Origin of the sequence: Micromonospora sp. MW-13, assembly GCF_003434305.1 — a bacterium.
Taxonomy (GTDB): Bacteria; Actinomycetota; Actinomycetes; order Mycobacteriales; family Micromonosporaceae; genus Micromonospora.
Window position 1 is genome coordinate 33,478 of sequence record NZ_QKKX01000028.1, and the last position, 16,923, is coordinate 50,400.

At 72.4% G+C, this 16,923-nt stretch carries 17 protein-coding genes; 15 read left to right on the forward strand and 2 right to left on the reverse strand.

Translation table 11 applies throughout. From position 1 onward, the window contains the following. From C5N14_RS14840 to C5N14_RS14910, 15 genes are all read left to right on the forward strand, one after another. Window positions 1–1,371 carry a metallopeptidase TldD-related protein gene (locus C5N14_RS14840; protein WP_117668682.1) on the forward strand — a complete coding sequence of 457 codons (1,371 nt, stop codon included), beginning with the start codon at window positions 1–3 and terminating at the stop codon, window positions 1,369–1,371. Window positions 1,372–1,448: 77 nt separating this feature from the next. Then, the gene (locus tag C5N14_RS14845; RefSeq protein WP_117668683.1) at window positions 1,449–2,513 is read left to right on the forward strand and encodes a cobalamin-independent methionine synthase II family protein; all 1,065 of its coding nucleotides are present in this window, start codon (window positions 1,449–1,451) and stop codon (window positions 2,511–2,513) included. A gap of 64 nt (window positions 2,514–2,577) precedes the next feature. Beyond that, on the forward strand, window positions 2,578–3,273 hold the full coding sequence (locus tag C5N14_RS14850; protein WP_117668684.1) for a pentapeptide repeat-containing protein: 696 nt from the start codon (window positions 2,578–2,580) through the stop codon (window positions 3,271–3,273). Between the two features lie 178 nt (window positions 3,274–3,451). Further along, window positions 3,452–4,450 carry an ABC transporter substrate-binding protein gene (locus C5N14_RS14855; protein ID WP_117668685.1) on the forward strand — a complete coding sequence of 333 codons (999 nt, stop codon included), beginning with the start codon at window positions 3,452–3,454 and terminating at the stop codon, window positions 4,448–4,450. Between the two features lie 60 nt (window positions 4,451–4,510). Then, a complete protein-coding gene (locus C5N14_RS14860) occupies window positions 4,511–5,278 on the forward strand; it encodes an ABC transporter ATP-binding protein (RefSeq protein WP_117668686.1) in 768 nt (255 codons plus the stop codon). After that, a complete protein-coding gene (locus C5N14_RS14865) occupies window positions 5,275–6,075 on the forward strand; it encodes an ABC transporter permease (protein ID WP_117668687.1) in 801 nt (266 codons plus the stop codon). Before C5N14_RS14860 ends, C5N14_RS14865 begins: the two co-directional genes overlap by 4 nt. Then, complete coding sequence (locus tag C5N14_RS14870) at window positions 6,072–7,139, forward strand: Ldh family oxidoreductase (protein ID WP_117668763.1); 1,068 nt, start codon at window positions 6,072–6,074, stop codon at window positions 7,137–7,139. Before C5N14_RS14865 ends, C5N14_RS14870 begins: the two co-directional genes overlap by 4 nt. Window positions 7,140–7,171: 32 nt before the next feature. Then, the gene (locus tag C5N14_RS14875; protein ID WP_117668688.1) at window positions 7,172–7,906 is read left to right on the forward strand and encodes an SDR family NAD(P)-dependent oxidoreductase; all 735 of its coding nucleotides are present in this window, start codon (window positions 7,172–7,174) and stop codon (window positions 7,904–7,906) included. Beyond that, window positions 7,903–9,507 carry an FAD-dependent monooxygenase gene (locus tag C5N14_RS14880; RefSeq protein ID WP_117668689.1) on the forward strand — a complete coding sequence of 535 codons (1,605 nt, stop codon included), beginning with the start codon at window positions 7,903–7,905 and terminating at the stop codon, window positions 9,505–9,507. The genes C5N14_RS14875 and C5N14_RS14880 overlap by 4 nt, the downstream gene beginning before the upstream one ends. A gap of 29 nt (window positions 9,508–9,536) precedes the next feature. Next, window positions 9,537–9,908, forward strand: coding sequence for a hypothetical protein (locus tag C5N14_RS14885; RefSeq protein ID WP_117668690.1), 372 nt, complete (start codon window positions 9,537–9,539; stop codon window positions 9,906–9,908). After that, on the forward strand, window positions 9,905–10,441 hold the full coding sequence (locus tag C5N14_RS14890) for a cupin domain-containing protein (protein ID WP_207892743.1): 537 nt from the start codon (window positions 9,905–9,907) through the stop codon (window positions 10,439–10,441). The genes C5N14_RS14885 and C5N14_RS14890 overlap by 4 nt, the downstream gene beginning before the upstream one ends. Window positions 10,442–10,468: 27 nt before the next feature. Continuing rightward, window positions 10,469–10,879, forward strand: a complete 411-nt coding sequence (locus C5N14_RS14895; RefSeq protein ID WP_117668765.1) for a RidA family protein — start codon at window positions 10,469–10,471, stop codon at window positions 10,877–10,879. Further along, a complete protein-coding gene (locus C5N14_RS14900) occupies window positions 10,879–11,760 on the forward strand; it encodes a fumarylacetoacetate hydrolase family protein (protein WP_117668691.1) in 882 nt (293 codons plus the stop codon). The genes C5N14_RS14895 and C5N14_RS14900 overlap by 1 nt, the downstream gene beginning before the upstream one ends. A 197-nt stretch (window positions 11,761–11,957) precedes the next feature. Continuing rightward, window positions 11,958–12,728 carry a GntR family transcriptional regulator gene (locus C5N14_RS14905; protein ID WP_207892744.1) on the forward strand — a complete coding sequence of 257 codons (771 nt, stop codon included), beginning with the start codon at window positions 11,958–11,960 and terminating at the stop codon, window positions 12,726–12,728. Between the two features lie 191 nt (window positions 12,729–12,919). Next, window positions 12,920–13,876, forward strand: a complete 957-nt coding sequence (locus C5N14_RS14910) for an amidohydrolase family protein (RefSeq protein WP_117668693.1) — start codon at window positions 12,920–12,922, stop codon at window positions 13,874–13,876. 61 nt (window positions 13,877–13,937) lie between these two features. On the opposite strand, the gene C5N14_RS33105 is transcribed toward C5N14_RS14910, so the two are convergent. Then, a complete protein-coding gene (locus C5N14_RS33105; protein ID WP_243639601.1) occupies window positions 13,938–15,332 on the reverse strand; it encodes an N-acetylmuramoyl-L-alanine amidase in 1,395 nt (464 codons plus the stop codon). A gap of 273 nt (window positions 15,333–15,605) precedes the next feature. Then, window positions 15,606–16,859: a S8 family peptidase gene (locus tag C5N14_RS14920; RefSeq protein ID WP_117668694.1), complete on the reverse strand. Its 1,254-nt coding sequence runs from the start codon at window positions 16,857–16,859 to the stop codon at window positions 15,606–15,608. Between the last annotated feature and the right edge of the window lie 64 nt (window positions 16,860–16,923).

Below are 16,923 nucleotides of genomic sequence, written 5' to 3' on the forward strand. Positions count from 1 at the left end.
ATGAGCGACGCGCCGCCGCCCGCCCTGCGCGCCGCCGGCTCGCTGTCCGGGGCGGCCCGCGCCGGCGAGGCCCTCGAAGTCCGCACGTCGCGGATGAGCCGCCGCAAGCACCGGATCACCGCCGGCCGGGTCCGCTCCGGCGCGGCCGTCACCGGCGCGGCGCCGACGCTGGTCCGGCTGGCCCGCGACGGCCGCGAGGTGCATCTCTGGGTGGACCACCTGTCCGCCGCGACCGCGCCGGGCACCCTCGCCGAGGCGCGCGAGATGCTCCGGTACGGGCGTCCCTACCGGGACGCGGCTGCTCTGCACCCGGACGCCGACTGGGACGACCAGCGGTACGTGGACCACGGGATGCGGGATCCGGACGGGCCGCTCGCCGCGTTCTGGCGGTCCGTGCGCGAGGCGGCCGAAGCGGTCGGCGACCGGCTCGGGATCCGGGTCGCCGTCGCCGACGCGTTGATCGTCGAGGAACAGCACACCGAGGTGTTCGCCCGGTCCGACCACGCCCCACGGACCTTCTCGTTGACCCGGATCGAGGCCCGGCTGCTGGTCGAGGTCCGGCAGGGGCAGCGCCGGACCCGGCTGTGGGCGGCGCGGCACGGCAACCGGATCGCCGAGCTACCGGTGGCCGACCTGCTGACGGAGGCCGCGCTCCGCGGCGCGGTGACGCTGGCGGCCGACGGGCGGCGCGAGCCGCGGCGGCAGGCCGGGGGCGCGCTGCTGCTCGGCCCCAGGCCGACCGCCGCCCTGCTGCGCGTGTTGGCGAACGACCTCTTCGACCGGCCCGACGCGCCCCGGCCCGCCGGGCCGCTGCGCCACGTGCTGGTCGACGACGCCCACGCCGCCGGTGGGCAGCACTCGCGGCCCTTCGACCACGAGGGCTCGCCGACCGGCCGGACCGACCTGCTGGACGGGTCGGGGCAGCCGACCCGGATGACCGTCCGAGGTGGCCTGCCGGCGGCTGCGGCCGGGGCCGCCCGGCTCACCGGCAACGCCTACGCGCCGGTCGGTCAGGCCGCGCCGATGCCGCGGCCCACCAACGTGGGTCTCGCCGGCGTCGGGCCGGGCTCCGGGGAACGGGCGGCCCCGGACGGCTTCTCCGGGCTGTTCGGGTTCAACCTCAGGGGCGAGGGCACCCAGCAGATCCGCGCCGGTGACGTGATCAGGTTCCGGGTCGAGACCGCGTACCTGCGCGCCGGCGCGGTCGCGGGGCGCGGGGCGACGCTCTTCGTCGCCGGCACCGTGCGGCGACTCCTCGACGCGATCGAGGCGGTCTCGCCCGGGACGTCCTACGTCCCCTGGCGCGATCACTCGACCGCCTGCGTCTGGACGCTCTTCGCCGAGGAGGGTCGGCTCACCGACCGGCCCTGACCGGGTGCCGCCGCCGGCCGGGCACCTTCGCGGACGGATGTTGCATTGATCTATGTTCGTCTCTATGTTTTCGGGGCATGGGCCTTCCTACTGAACCGATCGGCAGTATGCCCCGCGCGCCGGAACTCCTCGCCGGCCTCGCCGAGCACGCCGCAGGCCGGCTGGACCACGCCGCGCTCGACGCGCTCTACGACCGGGCGGTGCGGGACACCGTCGCCCGCTTCGAGGAACTCGGCTCCCCGGTGGTCACCGACGGGGAGCAGCGCAAGCCCAGCTTCGCCACGTACCCGGTCGACGGCCTCGGCAACCTGGCCCCGGACGGGGTCGTCATCCCGTTCGCCGACGGGCACACCCGGCGGCTGCCCCGCCTGACCGGCGGGCCGTTCCGCTACGCGACCCACGCGGCGGAGTACCTGCGGACCGCGCAGCGGCACGCCAGCGTGCCGGTCAAGCAGGCGGTGATCGCGCCGTCCGCGCTGAGCCTGCTCTACCCCCAGGACGGCATCCCGGGGTACGACCGGGACGCGTTCCTCGACGACCTCGTCGACGAGGCGGAGGCGGACATCCGGGGCGCGCTCGACGCGGGCGCGCACCGGGTGCAGCTCGACTTCACCGAGGGTCGGCTCTCGGTGAAGCTCGACCCGTCCAAGGGGATTCTCGACTCGTTCGTCGCGCTCAACAACCGGGTCCTGGACCGGTTCACCCCCGCCGAACGGGCCCGGATCGGGGTGCACACCTGCCCCGGCGGCGACCAGGACTCGACGCACAGCGCCGACGTCGACTACGCGGAGCTGCTGCCCAGCCTGTTCGCGCTGCACGCCGGGGTGTTCTACGTGCAGCTCGCCAGCGAGCCCGACCAGGAACGGGTGCTGCGGACGATCGCCGAGCACGTCGGCTCCGAGCAGACGGTCTTCGTCGGCGTCACCGATCCGATCGACCCGGCGGTGGAGACCCCGGAGCAGGTGCGGGACCGGGTGCTGCGGGCCGCCGAGCACATCCCGCCGGAGCGGCTCGGCACCTGCGACGACTGCGGGTTCGCGCCGTTCGGCGACGACGTGTCGACCTCGCGGGAGACCGCCTGGGCCAAGGTGCGGGCCCGGGTCGAGGGCACCGCCCTCGCCGCCGCGCGACTGGGGGTGTGACCCGGCGCTCCGGCGCCCCGGCCCGGCGGCCCCCGGGCCGCGGGGTCTCGGTTAGCGTGCGGGGATGGTGGTGCGATCGTCGCGTGGTGGTGCTGGTCGGTGGCGGGCGCCGGTGCGGCCGAAGCCGCCGGTGTCGCTGGAGCTGGCCACCGTCGAGGGTGCCGTCGTCGAGGACGAGGCCACGTTCCGCCGGCTGGGCTTCTTCGACCTCGACCTGTCGGGGCGGTCGGCGGACGGGGTCGAGTTCGCGCAGTGCCGGTTCAGGGGGACGGACCTGAGCGGGGCCGGGCTGGAGGGGGCGAGGTTCACCGACTGCCTGTTCGAGAGCACGAACCTGGCGAATCTGCGGGCGGAGAAGTCGTCGCTGCTGCGGGTGCGGCTGTCGACGGTGCGGATGACGGGCGTGCAGTGGATCAACGGGTCGGTGCGGGACGTGACGGTCTCGGACTGCCGGCTGGACCTGTCGTCGTGGCGGTTCACGAACTTCTCCAGCGTGGCGTTCGAGGGGTGCAACCTGACCCGGGCGGACTTCCAGAACGCGGACCTGCGCGGGGCCCGGTTCACCGACTGCGACCTGACCGGTGCGCAGTTCTCCCAGGCGACGCTGGCGGGCACCCGGTTCGCCAACTGCGTCCTGGCCGGGATCGGCGGCGTGACGAGCATGGCCGGGGCGGTAGTGGCCCAGCAGGACCTCGCCGCCCTGTCGTACACCCTGGCCGGGGCGTTGGGCATCCGCATCGAGGACGCCGACGGCGAGTGAGACCGGCCGGAGCCGGGGTTCGGCGTCCACGCGGATCGGGGTGACCCACTGCCTGGCTTCGTCATCCCGTCCCTCCGCAGGCCTGGCAGGGTGGCGGGCCGACCGGCGTTACCAAAACGAGGTCTTGACGGGTGGGGAAGTTTGACATTTGATAAATCCTGCCCACGCAGGAGGTCCCATGTCAGGTCGTAACCGTCTCGTCGCGGCTGTCGCCGCGGCGGCCCTCGCACTCACCGTCTCCGGCTGTGGTGGCTCGGAGAAGAGCGACTCCCCCGATGCCGCCTCCGTCACCTACCTGACCTCCTTCGGGACGTTCGGTCGGGACTCTTACGCCTACGTCGCCCTGGAGAAGGGCTACTTCAAGGAGGCCGGGCTCAACGTCACCATCAAGCCCGGCACCGGCACCGTCGACGTCATGAAGCTGATCGGGTCCGGGCAGGCCGACTACGGCACCGGCGACCTCTCCGGGGTCATCACCACGATGGCCAACGAGAAGATGCCGGTGCGCGCGGTGGCCGCCATCCACCAGAAGTCGATGGCCGGCATCGCCTCCCTGGACAAGGCGATCGACTCACCGGAGAAGCTGTCCGGCGCCAGCATCGCGGACAGCTCCGGCTCCACCAACATGATCATCTTCCCGGCGTACGCCAAGGCGGCCGGCATCGACCCGAAGTCGGTGAAGTTCGTCCCGTCCTCGCCGCAGTCGCTGCCGCAGTTGCTCGCCGCCGGCTCGGTGGACGCGATCGGCCAGTTCGCCGCCGGCAAGCCGCTGCTGGAGAAGGCGGCCGGCGGCAAGACCGTCACCATGCTGCCGTACGCGGACAAGCTGCCCGACCTGTACGGCAACGGCCTGCTGGTCTCCGCCACGAAGCTGGACAGCGACCGCGCCCAGGTCGAGAAGTTCACGGCGGCGCTGGTCAAGGGCCTGGTCTACGCGGTGGAACACCCCGACGAGGCCGCCCAGTTGCTCAAGAAGCACGACCGGACGGCCGACGAGAAGGTCGCCGCCGCCGAACTCACCGAGATGCGGCCGTACGTCCTGGTGGACGGCGGGCAGGCCGGAAAGCTCGACCGGGCGCGGGTGGAGGCGATGATCAAACTGCTCGCCGGCACCGGCACCCTCAAGTCGACCCCGAGCGCCGACGACCTCGGCGTCTACGACATCGCAAAGCCGTAACTTCCTCTTCGACGGCGGTGCGCGCGGCCGGTTGCCGCGCGCACCGCGAGGGGCGAGACCATGATCGGAATTCGTAACGTTTCGCAGATCTTCCGCACCAGGGCCGGTGACGTGGAGGCCCTGCGCGACGTGTCGCTGGAGGTCGCCGACGGCGAGTTCGTGGCGATCGTCGGGCGGTCCGGCTGCGGCAAGTCCACCCTGCTGCGGCTGGTGGCGGGCCTCCAGTCGGCCACCTCCGGCGAGATAACCGTCGCCGGTACCCCGATCAACGGGCCCCGGCGGGACGTCGGCTTCATGTTCCAGCGCCCGGCGCTGCTGCCGTGGCGGTCGGTCGTCGACAACGTGCTGCTGCCGACCCAGGTGTTCAAACTGGACCAGCGGGACGCCCGGACCCGCGCGCACGAACTGCTCGACCTGGTCGGGCTGACCGGCTTCGAGAAGCGCCTGCCGCACGAGCTCTCCGGCGGCATGCAGCAGCGGGTCTCGCTGTGTCGGGCCCTCATCCAGCAGCCCCGGGTGCTGCTGATGGACGAGCCGTTCTCCGCGCTCGACGCGCTCACCCGCGCCGACCTCACGGTGGAACTCCAGCGCCTCCAGATGAAGCACGCCTCGACCGTGCTGTTCGTGACGCACTCGGTCGACGAGGCCGTGCTGCTCGCCGACCGGGTCGTCGTGCTCAGCCCGCGACCGGGCCGGCTGCGGGAGATCGTGGAGATCGGCATCGCCCGTCCCCGTTCGCTGGGACACGACGGCCACTCGGCCGAGCTCGGCGAACTGCGCGCCCGCCTGCACGACCTGCTCATGACCCCCGAGGAGGTGGCACGGTGACGGTCACCGAGGCCCGCCATGCCCGCCGCGACAAGCCGCGCGCCGACGTCCGCTGGGCCCAACACCTTCCGCCCGTGCTCGGCGTCGTGGCCGCCGTCGCCCTGTGGTGGGCGATCACCGTCGTCTTCGAGGTGGAGAGCTTCATCCTGCCGTCCCCGGTGCAGGTGGGGCAGGCCATGGTCGAGCAGTCCGACTACCTGTGGGACAACACCCTGGTCACCCTCGCCGAGACGCTGCTGGGCTTCGGACTGGCCATCGCGGTCGGGGTGCCGCTGGCGCTGATCGTCACCGCCTCGCGGATGCTGGAGCGGACCGTCTACCCGCTGCTGCTGATGCTCAACGCCGTACCGAAGGTGGCCGTCGCGCCGCTGCTGGTGGTGTGGATGGGCTTCGGCCAGTTCCCCAAGGTCTTCCTGGTCTTCCTGGTCTGCTTCTTCCCGATCGTCATCTCCACCGCCGCCGGGCTCAGCTCCACCCCGGCCGACCTGGTCGAGCTGGGCCGGTCGCTGAAGACCAACTGGTGGCAGACGTTCCGGATGATCCGGATGCCGGCCGCCGTCCCGCAGCTCTTCGTCGGTCTCAAGCTCGCCATCACCCTCGCCGTCATCGGCGCGGTGATCGCCGAGTTCGTCGGCGCCACCGAGGGGCTGGGCTACGCGATCGTCGCCTCCGGCGCGAGCGCCGACACCGCGTTGGCCTTCGCCGCGATGATCCTGCTCGGGGTGCTCAGCGTCGTGCTGTTCTACCTGCTCGCCGCGATCGAGCGGTTCTTCGTGCCGTGGGCGGGCCGGTCATGAGCGCGCCGAACCTCCCGGTCCGGTGGCTCACCGACGCGGTCGCCTCGGTCTTCGGGGCGCTGGGCTTCTCCGAGCAGGCGGCCGGTCTGGTCGCCGGCTCCCTGGTGGACGCCGACATGCGCGGGATCGGCTCGCACGGGGTGATGCTGCTGCCGATGTACGTCGACCGGATCAGGGCTGGCTCGGTCAGCCGGGCCGAGCGGGCCGAGGTGGTCCGGGACAAGGGTGCCGTCGCGGTGCTCGACGCCGGCCACGCGCTGGGGCAGCTCACCGGTGACCAGGCGATGCGGCTGGCGGTGGCGAAGGCCCAGACGTACGGCGTCGGCGTGGTCACCGTCCGCCGGGCGTTCCACTTCGGCGGGGCGTTCCGTTACGTGGACCTGGCCGCGCGCAACGGCTGTGTCGGCATCGCGGCGGCCAACACCCGCCCGCTGATGCCCGCCCCGGGCGGCGCCTCGGCGGTGGTCGGCAACAACCCGCTCGCGGTGGGCGTGCCCCGCGCGGGTGGTCGGCCGGTGATCCTCGACGTGGCGCTCTCCGAGGCCGCGCTCGGCAAGATCCGGCTGGCCGCCGATGCGGGCCGGGAGATCCCCGCGAGCTGGGCGACCGACGCCCAGGGGCGGCCCACCACCGACCCGGCCGCCGCGCTCAAGGGGCTCCTGCTGCCGTCCGGCGCCCACAAGGGATACGGTCTCGCCTTCATGGTCGACGTGCTCACCGGGGTGCTGTCCGGCGGGGCGTACGGCCGGGGGGTCCAGGGCCTCTACGCCGACGTGGCGGTGCCCAACGACTGCGCGCACTTCTTCCTCGCCCTGGACGCCGAGACGTTCGCCGAGGACGCGGAGGAGATCGCCCGCCGGGTGGACGACCTGGCCGGCCAGGTGCTCGGCTCCGCGCTGGCCCCCGGCACGGAGCAGGTCCACCTGCCCGGTGACATCGAAGCCGACCGGTACGACCGGGCGCTGCGCGAGGGCGTCGCGCTCCAGCCGTCGGTCCTCGCCGGGCTGGTGGGCGTCGCCGCCGGGGTGGGCGTGCCGCTCACCGTGCCGGGCAGCGTCGGCTGAGCCGGTCGGGCCCGAGGAAGGAGGAGGAAGTCATGCAGGCCAGTTTCGACACCACCGGCGAGGTGCTCGTGGTCACCGGCGGCGCCAACGGGATCGGCGCCGCCCTCGCCCACGCGTACGCCGACGCGGGCGGCACGGCCGTGGTGTTCGACGTGACCCCCGGCCGGCTGCACCCCGCCGGGCGGGTGCACGAACACCGGGTGGACGTGTCCGACCGGGACGCCGTGCACGCCGCGGTGACCCGGGTGCTCGCCGAGCACGGCCGGATCGACGCCCTGGTGGCCGGTGCCGCCGTGCAGCCCCGGTGCGACGTGGTCGACATGGACCCCGAGCAGTGGCGCCGCACGCTGGCGGTGAACCTGGACGGGGTCCTCTGGTGCGCGCAGGCGGTCCTGCCGGACATGATCGCCCGCCGTTCGGGCGCGATCCTGGTCTTCGCCTCGGGCCTGGCCACCGCCGGCCGGGCGCAGGCGTCGGCCTACGCGGCGAGCAAGGGAGCGCTGATCGCCTTCGCCAAGTCGCTCGCCGCCGAGGTCGCCGAGCACCGGATCCGGGTGAACACCGTCTTCCCCGGTGTGGTGGACACCCCGCAGTTCCAGCAGGCCAACCCGACCGGCGGGGAACGGGAGCACTGGGAGCGGGCCACCGGCATCGGCACGCCGGCCGACGTGGTCGGGCCGCTGATGTTCCTGCTCTCGACCGCCGCGACCATGACCGGATCCACCCTCACCCGTGACCGGGCGTACCCGAGGAGCGACGCGAAATGAGCGGCACGACCGAACAGTTGCCGGTGGGCATCGTCGGCGCCGGGCCGGTCGGCCTGGTCACCGCGCTGGGCCTGGCCCACTACGGCGTACCGGTGGTCATCTTCGAGGAGGACGAGCGGCTGTCGCTGGACACCAAGGCCGGCACCGTCCTCACCCGCACCCTGGAGGTGCTGCACCGGTACGGTGCCCTGGCCGACGTGCTGGCCGGGTCGCTGCGCATCGACGAGATCGGCGAGCTGGACCGGGCCACCAACACCCAGACGCTCAGCGTCCGCACCGGCGACCTGACCGAGGACACCCGGTTCCCGTTCGTCATCAACATCCCGCAGCACGAGCTGGAGCCGATCCTGCGCCAGCGGCTGGACGCCACCGTCCCCGGCGCGCTGCGCATGGGGCACCGGCTGCTCGACTTCGTCCAGCACCCGGATCGGGTGGACCTGCGGCTGCGTACCGCCGAGGGGGAGCGGACCGTACCGGTGCGCTACCTGCTGGCCTGCGACGGCGGCCGGTCCGTCGTCCGGGAGCAGATCGGCGCGGTGGTCGAGGGCGAGACGTACCAGGAGCGGTACATGCTGGTCGACCTGAAGGTCGACCTGGACGTGGAGAACCCGCGCGACTACCCGTACCTGGCCTACTTCGGTGACCCGAAGGAGTGGATGATCCTGGTCCGCCAGCCGCACTGCTGGCGCTTCCTCTACCCGCTGCCGGCCGGGCAGGCCGAGCCGAGCCGGGAGGAGCTGGTCGACAAGGCGCGCCGGTTCATCGGGGACACCAAGACCCTGGAGATCGTCGGCACCAACATCTACAACGTCCACCAGCGGGTGGCCGACCGGTGGCAGGACGGTCGGGTCTTCCTGCTCGGCGACGCCGCGCACCTGATCACGCCCATGTGGGCGCTGGGCCTGAACACCGGGGTCCTGGACGCCTCCAACCTGCCCTGGCGGATGGCCTGGGTGCTGCGCGGCTGGGCCGAGGAGAGCCTGCTCGACGGTTACCAGGTCGAGCAGGAGCCGGTCGCCACCAAGGGCTCCGCGTCGATGGCCGCGGCGGCGCGGGCCTACATGGCCCGGCGGGCGGACGACCCGGGGGTGATGACCGCCGGCAACTGGGGCAACGCGTTCACCCGCGCCATGCTCGGGGTACGCCTCGACGTGGACGGCACGGGCGACTGGTCGATGGTCGCCGCCGGTGACGAGCCGCTGCCGGTGCTGGCCGGGGCGCGCAGCCCCGACCTGCCGCTGTTCGGCCAGTCCGGCGCGGTGCACCTGCACGACCTGGCCGCCGACGCCTTCGTGGCGCTGTACTTCACCGACCCGCGCCGGGTGCCGGCGCTGCCGCCGCAGGACTCGCCCGCGCTGCGGCACTACGTGGTGAGCCGGTGGGACGCGCCGCACGACTCCGGGCTGCGGGACCGGGCGCTGTTCGATCCGGGCGACCGGGTGCGGCGCCGGTTCGGGGTCGGGAACGACACGCTGGTGCTGGTCCGCCCGGACGGGCACGTGGCGGCGATCGTCCCGTTCGACCCGGTCTCCGGCGTCGACACGGCCGCCCAGCTCTACGCCCGGGTCACCGGCTGCCCACCGCCCCGTGACCCGGCCTGACCACACCCTCGTCTGCGAAAGGGATGACAATGAGCAACTACGGTCACGCGACCGCCCCGGACGGTAGCCAGGTCGAACTCGGCGCCGTCGGCCAGCGGGTGGTCTTCGAGAACGACCAGGTTCGGGTCTGGGAGATCAGCCTGGAACCTGGCGAGCAACAGCCCTGGCACCACCACCTCAACCCGTACCTGGTGATCGCGCTGGCGGCGGCCGACAACCGGATCGACGCGCTCGCCGGTGGCGACCCGCGGCTGGTGCACGAGGCCGTCGGCGGCGTGGTCTACCGCGAGCCGGGCGAGGTCCACATGCTCACCAACAACGGCACGACCCGCTACCACAGCCGGCTCGTCGAGCTGAAGTGCCTGGGGGAAAACCTCGCGGCCGGTCAGGGCGACCGATGAGCGACCTGCCGCCGCTCGTGCCGGCCCCGCCGGTGCCGGCCGGCGTCGACCCGCAGGAGTGGGCCAACAACCTCTCCGAGCCGTCGAACTACGGCGGCGAGGCGGCCGACCGGTCACGCGAGGAGCTGGTGCCCGCCCCGGGCGGCGTGGTGCTGGCCCGGTTCCGCGAGATCCTGCTCCAGACCGGCGAGCTGGACTGGGCGGACAAGACGCTGGCCGGCCTCTCGCACAAGGCGCTGTGGCGCAACGACGAGACCGAGGCGTCCATCTCGCTGGTCCGGTTCCGCAAGGGATCCGGCATCCCGCTGCGCCACTCGCACGCGTCCAACCAGTTCATGTTCTGCCTCAGCGGCCGGTACACCTACGTGCCCACCGGGCTGACCCTCACCCCGGGCTCCTTCTACTGGAACCCGAAGGGCAGCCTGCACGGGCCCACGCTCGCCGAAGAGGAGAGCGTCCTGCTGGAGATCTACGACGGGCCGCACTACCCGACCCAGCCGCAGTGGTACACCGATCCGGCGGACGCCCGCTAGCTCCACCCTCGGAAAGAGAAGATGACCATGCCCAAGCAGCAGATCGTTTCCCCCGAGCTGGCCGTCCCGAACGGTCACTTCGCCCAGGCCACCCAGATCAGGGCGCAGGGCCGGATGGTGTTCGTGTCCGGCATGACCGCCCGCAACCGCTCCGGTGGGGTCACCGGCGTCGGTGACATCACCGCCCAGACGCACCAGGTCTGCCAGAACCTGCGCGCCGCGATGACGGCCGCCGGCGGGTCGCTGGAGGACATCGTGCGGGTGGACGTCTACGTCCGCAACATGGAGGACTTTAACGCCATCCACGAGGTACGCCGGCAGTACTTCACCGGTGAGCCGCCGGCCTCGACGATGGTGGAGGTCGCCAAGTTCGTGAACAAGGACTACCTGATCGAGATCAACGCGATCGGCGTGATCGACGACGAGCAGGACGCCTGATGAAGCTCGCCAGTGTGCGTACCGAGGGCGGCCGACGGATCGGGGTGGTGCACGGCGACACCGTCGCCGTGCTCCCCGCCGAACTGGGCGGGCTCGACGAGGCGATCCGGGGCGGCGCGGACGCCCTGGACTCGGTCCGCGCCGCCGCGCGGCAGGTCGCGGCGGTGCCGTTGGCCGAGGTCCGGCTCGACGCGCCGCTGCGCCGGTTCAACCGGGACATCCTCTGCACGGGCTGGAACTACTGGGACCACTTCGAGGAGTCGCGCGGCAAGCGGGAGGGGCAGGATCCGGCGGAACGCCCCAAGCACCCGACCTTCTTCACCAAGGGACCGGACACGGTCGTCGGCCCGTACGACGACATCGCCTACGACCCGCAACTCTCCGCGAAGTGGGACTACGAGGCGGAGGTGGCGCTGGTCATCGGCGCGGACTGCCGTTCGGTGAGCGAGGCGGACGCGATGTCGTACGTGGCGGCGTTCTGCGTCGCCAACGACGTGTCGCAGCGCGACCTGCAACGCGCGCACGGCGGCCAGTGGCTCAAGGGTAAGAGCATCGACGCCACCATGCCGCTCGGGCCGTGGCTGACCACGGTGGACGAGGTGCCGGACCCGGCGAACCTGCGCATCCGGTGCGAGGTGAACGGCGTGGTGCTCCAGGACGCGTCGACTGCGCAGATGGCCTTCCCATTCGCCCGGATCATCGCCGAACTGAGTTGGGGGATGACCCTGCGGGCCGGCGACGTGGTGCTCACCGGAACGCCGAGCGGCATCGGGAACGCCCGCGATCCGCAGGTGTTCCTGAACGACGGCGACCTGGTGGTGACCCGGGTGGAAGGGCTCGGCGAGCTGCGCAACCGCGTGCGGCTCACGAAGCTGCACTGATTCCCGACGGGTGCGGGGCGACGCAGCGCGGCATCGCCCCGCACCATTCCACAGCGGCGAAATTGGTACCATTTCCAGGGCGCGCCGGTGCGTTTGTGGGATCACCCGAAACACCCATGAACCAGGATCATGTACCGCATGTCCCCCAGTCACGGGACGCGGACGCATCCACCAGCGGCTCTATCCGGAGGCACACCGTGGCAACAACCCGTCGTAGTACCGTCCTGAGCGACGCCAGCGATGACGGCCGGGTCGGCGCCGGTGGAGCCGATGGGCAGCACCGCACCCTCGCCGACTCGGCCACCGCGATCCTGCACGAGGCGATCCTCACCGGCCGGCTGCCGGCCGGCACCCCGCTGCGGCTCAACGAGATGGCCGACCTGCTCGGCATGAGCATGAGCCCGGTCCGGGAGTCGATCCGGCGGTTGGCCGCGATCGGCCTGGTCGAGGTGGTCCAGCACAAGGGCGCCTGGGTCATGCCGCTGACCGTCGAGGACGCGGTCGACACCCACGAGGCCCGGATCGCCATGGAGACGGCGCTGGTCGAGCGGGCGGCGACCCGGTTCACCGCCGAGGACGCCCGGCGCGCCGAGGCGGCACTCGACGAGCACATCGCCGCGTCCGCGCGCGGCGATGCCACGGCCGCCCGCCGGGCACACACCGATTTCCACTTCACCATCTACCGCTCGGCCGGATCGCGCTGGCTGCTGCGCGGTCTGGAACCGGTCTGGGAGAACAGCGAGCGGTACCGGTTCGCCACGGTCACCCCGACCGGGCAGAACGAGGAGCGGGTCCGCGAGCACCGGGCCATCCTCGACGCGTGTGTGGCGGGGGACGTGGCGGCGGCCGTAGCCGCCGTGCAGGTCCACATCCAGCACGCGGCCGACCGGGTGATCGGCAAGATGAACACCGACGCCGCGGCGGTGCCCACGGCCCGGGAACCGGGGCACCCGAGTACCGGCAGATGACCACCGGCGTCACCGGGCCGGCACACCGCGCCGGCCGGCCCTGACGCCACCCGCCACCGGGCGGGCCGCCCACGCACCGGGCGGCCCGCCCGGTCCCCCCGGTGCCGGGGTGGACGACCACGCCAGCACCACCCCGTACCGTCGGCGCGTCCCGTCGCGACCGCGGTCGGGCCAACCGTTAAGGAACCCCAGTGCCCGGCATCGACATGCACGCCCACCTCGCCCCCGACCTGCGCCCGGCCGACCTTCCCGGGGTCGCGGTCGACGGTGACGGCGCGGCCCTGCTCGGCGGCAGGCGGGTCGGCCCGGCCGACCTCTACCACCCGGACCGGCTTGAGGGCCACCTGGACCGGGCCGGGCTGGACGAGGCGATCGTCAGCGTCCCCCCGCCCTTCTACCGCCAGGGACTGCCCGCACCGGAGGCGTCGGCGTGGGTCCGCGCGGTCAACGACGGACTGCTGGCCGTGGTCGCCGGCCGGCCCCGGCTCACCCCGCTGGCGTACCTGCCGTTCGAACACCCCGAGGTGGCGCTCGCCGAGTACGACCGGATCGCCGCCGACGACCGCTGGGCCGGGGTGGTCGGCGCCGCCGGTGGGGACGCCGGCCCGTTGGACGGCCCGGCGCTGCGCCCGTTGTGGCAGCGTCTCGACGCCGACGGACGCACCCTGCAACTGCACCCCGCGCACTCGGCGGATCCCCGGCTGGAGCCCTACTACCTGGCCAACCTGCTGGGGAACCCGGTCGAGACGACGGTGGCCGTGGCCCAGCTCGTCTTCGGTGGGGTGCTCGGCGGGTACCCGGGGATCCGGTTCGTGCTGGTGCACTGCGGCGGTTGCGTGCCGGCGGTGGTCGGGCGCTGGGAGCGCGGACACACCACCACCCGGCCGGGCGTACCGGTGCTGTCGCCCACCCCGGCCGAGGCGGTGCGCGCGCTCTATGTCGACAACCTGGCCCACGACGCGGCGGTGGTCGACCTGGCGGTGTCCGTCTTCGGCGCCGACCGGTTGGTGCTCGGCAGCGACTGGCCGTTCCCGATGGGCACCGCCGACCCGGCCGCCACGGTGGCCCACCGGGGCGGGGAGTACGCCCGGCAGGTGGCCACCGACAACGCGGCCCGGGCCCTGGGACGGGCCCCCGCTGGTCCGTGACGTCGGTCGGACCGGTCGTCGCACACCATCGGCCGGCTGCACCGTGCTCCCCGCTCCCCGCTCAGCAGCGAGGCACGCCCGGAATGAAGCCGTCGTGACCGGTCAGTACGAAGGCGTCGGCGACGTACTGGCCGGTGCCGATCCGGTTCCAGACGTTGGAGGTGCCGGAGGGGCCGGTGACCGTGGTGCCGGTGGTCTGGCAGTAGATCGCGACGGTGGCGCCGTCGGCGACCGAACCGACGACGGTGTACCCGGTGCCGGGGCCGGACCGGACGTTGAGGCTCGATGCCTCGGTGTTCACCGTTCCGGAGCCGACGGTGCTGGCGCCCCCGTTCACGAGCTGCATGTAGTACGTCCAGTTCCAGTTCGGCCCGGGATCGGTGTGGGTGGCGCCCGGCACCTGGCTGTGGCCGATGATGTGCGCCCGGTCCTTCGGGATGCCGTACCGATCGGCCAGGGTGCGGGTGAGCGCCGCGGACGCCCGGTACATCGAGTCGGTGTACCAGCTCGGGTTGTCGACGTATCCCTCGTGCTCGATGCCGACCGACTGGGTGTTGTAGGTCCAGTTGCCGGCGTGCCAGGCGACGTCCTTCTCACGCACCGACTGGGTGACCGCCCCGTCGGAGGAGCGGAAGGTGTAGTGCGCGCTCACCTGGGCCGCCGGGTTCTGGAACCAACTGATCGCGCTGGCGTAGGAGCCCTGCGTGGTGTGGATGACGATGTAGTTGATCCGGTAGGTGCTCGGCCGGCTCGCCACGGTGTAGTTGCTGGTGCTGGCCGGCGCCCAGGCAGCCGGCCCGTAGTCGGTGCTCATCGTGCCGAAGCCGCCGGTCCCGGCGGCCGGCACCTGGGCCAGGGCGCCACGCTGCGGCGCCACCGGCCGCCCCGCAACGGTCAGCGCGCCGGCTCGCCCTGCGGTGAATCCGGCCGTGAGCAGGCCGAAGACGGTGTCCGCGTAGAGCCGGGCGACCGTCGGATCGGCCGCCCCGCCGTAGCGGACCACCGGGCCGTACCAGTGGTTGACGTCGGCCCGTTGGGCAACGGTGAGCCCGGCCCGGTCGGCGTACGAGCGCAGCACGGCGGCGGCGCCGGCGATGTTCGCAGCCGGGTCACCGGTGAGCGCCCGGCGGTGCAGCCCGGTGAGGGTGGCCGCCTCGTCCAGCGTGCGTACCTGTCGGTTGCTGGCCAGGTGCATGACACCGTAGCCACCGGAGGCGCTCGGCAGACCGGCGTGGCCGTCCAGCCGGGTCTCGGCGTAGCCGAGCGCGATCAGCAGATCGCGGGGCACGCCGTACCGGGTGGCGGCCGTGTCGAAGGCGCTGCCGAGCGGGTGTGCTGACACGACGGGCGTCGTCGCGCGGGTGGAGCCGGCGGCGGCGGCCGGCCCGGTGGCCAGCAGGGCCGGGCCGCCGAGCCCGATGGCCAGCACCGTCACGGCGCCGAGCAGGCGACTCACTCGCCTTACGGGAATTCGAGGACTCACCGTCACCCCTTCCGGAGAACCAGGACTCCGGCTCTCGGAACCCTGGTCGCCGCACGATATATGACAACGAGGATCGATGGATAGATTTGCCGGTCACCTCGTCTTCTGTGATGGAAACCTTCACGACCGCCGTCCTCCCGGCCGTGGTGATCGGCGTCGGGCCGGCCCTGCGCGGCCTGCTCGCCACCTGCGTGATGTCAGGGAGTTGACCGCGCAGGGCCGGCCTCGGCAGCCTCCGGCGACGGATCAGAACGTTGGAGACAGGTAGAGGAGCCGGTTGGGCGAGCCGGCACCCGGGTTGACCACGGCCGGGTTGGCGACGCCGAACAGGAAGCTCTCCACCTGGGCCGGTGTCCACGTCGGGTAGATGCTCAGCACCCGGGCCGCCGCCCCGGCCACATGCGGCGCGGCGTGTGAGGTGCCGCTGAACATCTGCACCGCCGTGGTCGAGCTGATCCAGGCGGACATGATGCTCACGCCTGGGGCGAAGATGTCCACGCAGGGGCCGTAGTTGGAGAAGCTGGCCCGACTGTCGTTCGACTGCGTCGCGGCAACGGTCAGCGCGGTCGGCGCCGACGCGGGTGAGAAGTTGCAGGCGTTGGTGTTCGAGTTGCCAGCGGGGACCGTCACGGTGATGCCGTCGGCGACGGCGTTGGCCACCGCGGTGTTGAGCGCGTTGTTGAAGGTGGACTGGATCCCGACGTTCGCGACGGCGGGCTGCCCCGCCTGGTGGTCGGCGACCATCCAGTTGATGCCGTTGATCAGGATCGACAGGGTGCTGGGCAGGGCGCAGTCGAACACCTTGACCGCGACCAGCACGACGTCCTTGGCCACCCCGTACGTCGTCCCGCCGACGGTGCCGGCGGTATGGGTGCCATGCCCGTTGCAGTCGTCGGCCGGCAACATGCCGTCGACCGCGTCATAGCCGTAGATCGCCTGACCGCCGAATTCCTGGTGCCCGATGTAGATCCCGGAGTCGACGATGTACGCCCTGACCCCGGTGCCCTGGCTGACGTAGCTGTAGGTGCCGCTGAGCCCCGACGGTGCGTCGATCCGGTCCAGGTTCCATGGCGCGTTCAGTTGCGTGGTGGCCAACGTGGTCAACCGGTCCTGCTCCACGTGGGCCACCGCCGGGTCGGCGGCCAACCGGCGGGCGACCGCCTCCGGCGCCCGCATGGAGAAGCCGTTCAGGGCGTCGCCCCAGACCTGGTCCGGGTGCACGCCGTACCGGCCGGCCAAGCCGCTGACCGCGCTGGACACCGTGGACCGGCTGCCGACCGCGCTCTCCTTGAGCGTCACGATGTAGCTGCCGGGAACCGCCGTCGCACTGCCGGCGCCCAGGATCTCGCCGATCGCGCCCGACGCCGGCCCGGCGGCGGGTGCCGAAGACGCCGGACCGGCGAGCATGGTGGCGGCCAGGGTGGTGGTGGCGAGGACGGCCATGACGGCCAGCCCGGGTCGACGGGTGTGGGTGAAGATCGTCCTGTGGCGGAGTCTCATCTCTGCGCCATCCCTCTGCTCCGGCCAGTCCATCGTGCTCGTGACCCGATGGAATGGTCTGATC

Excerpts from the sequence above, each read along its gene's own strand:
- C5N14_RS14880 (WP_117668689.1), top strand. The coding sequence starts at position 7,903 with ATGAGCGGCACGACCGAACAGTTGCCGGTGGGCATCGTCGGCGCCGGG.
- C5N14_RS14890 (WP_207892743.1), top strand. The coding sequence starts at position 9,905 with ATGAGCGACCTGCCGCCGCTCGTGCCGGCCCCGCCGGTGCCGGCCGGC.
- C5N14_RS14885 (WP_117668690.1), top strand. The coding sequence starts at position 9,537 with ATGAGCAACTACGGTCACGCGACCGCCCCGGACGGTAGCCAGGTCGAA.
- C5N14_RS14875 (WP_117668688.1), top strand. The coding sequence starts at position 7,172 with ATGCAGGCCAGTTTCGACACCACCGGCGAGGTGCTCGTGGTCACCGGC.
- C5N14_RS14855 (WP_117668685.1), top strand. The coding sequence starts at position 3,452 with ATGTCAGGTCGTAACCGTCTCGTCGCGGCTGTCGCCGCGGCGGCCCTC.
- C5N14_RS14870 (WP_117668763.1), top strand. The coding sequence starts at position 6,072 with ATGAGCGCGCCGAACCTCCCGGTCCGGTGGCTCACCGACGCGGTCGCC.
- C5N14_RS14850 (WP_117668684.1), top strand. The coding sequence starts at position 2,578 with ATGGTGGTGCGATCGTCGCGTGGTGGTGCTGGTCGGTGGCGGGCGCCG.
- C5N14_RS14845 (WP_117668683.1), top strand. The coding sequence starts at position 1,449 with ATGGGCCTTCCTACTGAACCGATCGGCAGTATGCCCCGCGCGCCGGAA.
- C5N14_RS14860 (WP_117668686.1), top strand. The coding sequence starts at position 4,511 with ATGATCGGAATTCGTAACGTTTCGCAGATCTTCCGCACCAGGGCCGGT.
- C5N14_RS14920 (WP_117668694.1), bottom strand. The coding sequence starts at position 16,859 with ATGAGACTCCGCCACAGGACGATCTTCACCCACACCCGTCGACCCGGG.
- C5N14_RS14895 (WP_117668765.1), top strand. The coding sequence starts at position 10,469 with ATGCCCAAGCAGCAGATCGTTTCCCCCGAGCTGGCCGTCCCGAACGGT.
- C5N14_RS14840 (WP_117668682.1), top strand. The coding sequence starts at position 1 with ATGAGCGACGCGCCGCCGCCCGCCCTGCGCGCCGCCGGCTCGCTGTCC.
- C5N14_RS14900 (WP_117668691.1), top strand. The coding sequence starts at position 10,879 with ATGAAGCTCGCCAGTGTGCGTACCGAGGGCGGCCGACGGATCGGGGTG.